Raw genomic sequence first — 1,743 nt, 5'->3', positions numbered from 1 at the left:
CCCAGGCCCGCTTCGCATGCCGGTCCTGCGGATTCGTTGATCACGCAGACCGCAACGGCTCCCGCAACATCCGCCACCGTGCGGAAGAGTTGTGGAGATGCGGGGTGCAGTCAACCGCCCCAGACCCACCCCAGAAAACCGGGCGTGGGACAGGACGCAAACGCAGCACCACAGCCAGTGGCGCCCGTTGCGCAAGCCCGGGACTTTCAGTCCCGGGTCGTTGACGTCCAACGTGATGGACGACTGGCTGGCTGCCATCGGGACCGAGACTTTCAAGAACGCCTCCGTCAGCCTGGGGGTGATCGGCTTCGAAGTCTCTGGTTGCACCGACGCATCCACGCTGGCAGGGCAGTTACCACAGAGACGAGACATCGGATACCTGCTTCCACAAGGCGACCTCCTGCACTGTGGCGCGGCCAACACCTGAGCCTTAGCGCTCCCGGTGGGCAACGGGAAGGCCCTATGAAGATGCGGACTGTTCGCGTTGCTAAGCCGCCCGGCCCGGTCACCGTGAGCGGACTACCGCCGGTTCGAGCAGTGACAAGGTCCGCTGCTGCGCGTCGAGAGCTACGCGGATGCCAACCGGCATGGGAAGATTCGGTCCGGCGTGTCCGACCTCGACGTTTCCCAGGACGGGGATGTCGCGCTCGCCGAGGACGTCGAGAACTATCTCGCGCAGGGTCGGCGACGCGTCGGGCGAGTCGAGTCCGTCGATCGCGGTCGGGATGCCCACAACCATGCCGGAGATGCGATCGAGGATGCCGGCGTGCCGCAGCACCTGGAGATAGCTCCACACATGCGCGGCTTGGCCACCCAACTCCTCCCAGAACAGCACCGCGCCGTCGAACCGTTCGAGCGGCAGCGCGTAAGGCGTCGCCTGCGCCAGCGCGATCCGATTGATCACCCCACCGATCAACTGACCTTCAGCGCCACCGGCACGCCAGCACTCCCACGAGGGGGTGGTCGGCAGCGCACCGATCGGCTGGGTACTGGTCAGCAGCGTCGAGTAGAGCTTTTCGAGTTCCGCTTGGCGCGCGGCGGGCGCGGCCTGCCAGTGCCCGCCGAGTCCAGGAGTGGCCAAGTCGGCATGGAAGCCGACCAGTCCTGTGCGCGCGTGAAGCACAAGGTGCAGCAGTGAGATGTCGCTATAGCCGAGGATCGGCTTGGGGTCGGCCCTGATGGCCTCGACGTCAATCAGGTCGAGGTAGCCGAACACCGTCTGGCCGCCGTCGTGCGCGATGACGGCACGCACCTCAGGATCACGCAGAAGAGCGTTGAACTCCTTGGCGATCTCCGCCGGGGTCGCCGCGCTCCACCAGCGGTGTCGCCCCGCTTCGAGCAGCGGGGCCCGGCGTACACGGAATCCCATCCGTTCGAGCACGACCACCCCCTGCTCGAGGTCGGGCTCGTACTGGGCATGAAGCGGCCCGGACAGCGATGCGATAACGACGAGATCTCCGGGCTGCAGGGCACGAGGTCGCAGCAGTTGAGGCAACTCAGTAGGGATCACCGAGGCAGTGTTTCGGCCACCTGAGCAACATGCCACCTATTTACCGATCACCCTCAGCGCCCACCACTAAAATAAGCGGCCTTAGACGGCGGTCATTCGGTCAATCGGTCAGCTGCAAACCCGGACTTCAAGACGCCCGGGACTGTCCAATCAACGGCCCTGTCTCACATTCGGTGGTGACGCAGAGTCGTGAAGGTCGTTGATAGTCACGTGAAGGATGTCAACGAGCTTGT

The 1,743-nt window shown here is 64.8% G+C and carries 2 protein-coding genes; one reads left to right on the top strand and one right to left on the bottom strand.

Translation table 11 applies throughout. The features are described from left to right. Window positions 1-235 precede the first annotated feature (235 nt). Window positions 236-427, top strand: coding sequence for a hypothetical protein (locus ACWFR4_RS48705; RefSeq protein WP_453658407.1), 192 nt, complete (start codon window positions 236-238; stop codon window positions 425-427). 78 nt (window positions 428-505) lie between these two features. Here ACWFR4_RS48705 and ACWFR4_RS48700 read toward each other — a convergent pair whose 3' ends face one another. Next, complete coding sequence (locus ACWFR4_RS48700; RefSeq protein WP_453658405.1) at window positions 506-1,510, bottom strand: S66 peptidase family protein; 1,005 nt, start codon at window positions 1,508-1,510, stop codon at window positions 506-508. Window positions 1,511-1,743 lie beyond the last annotated feature (233 nt).

Source organism: Streptomyces sp. NPDC055140, from assembly GCF_053607285.1.
This window is presented reverse-complemented; position numbering and strand designations above follow the sequence as displayed.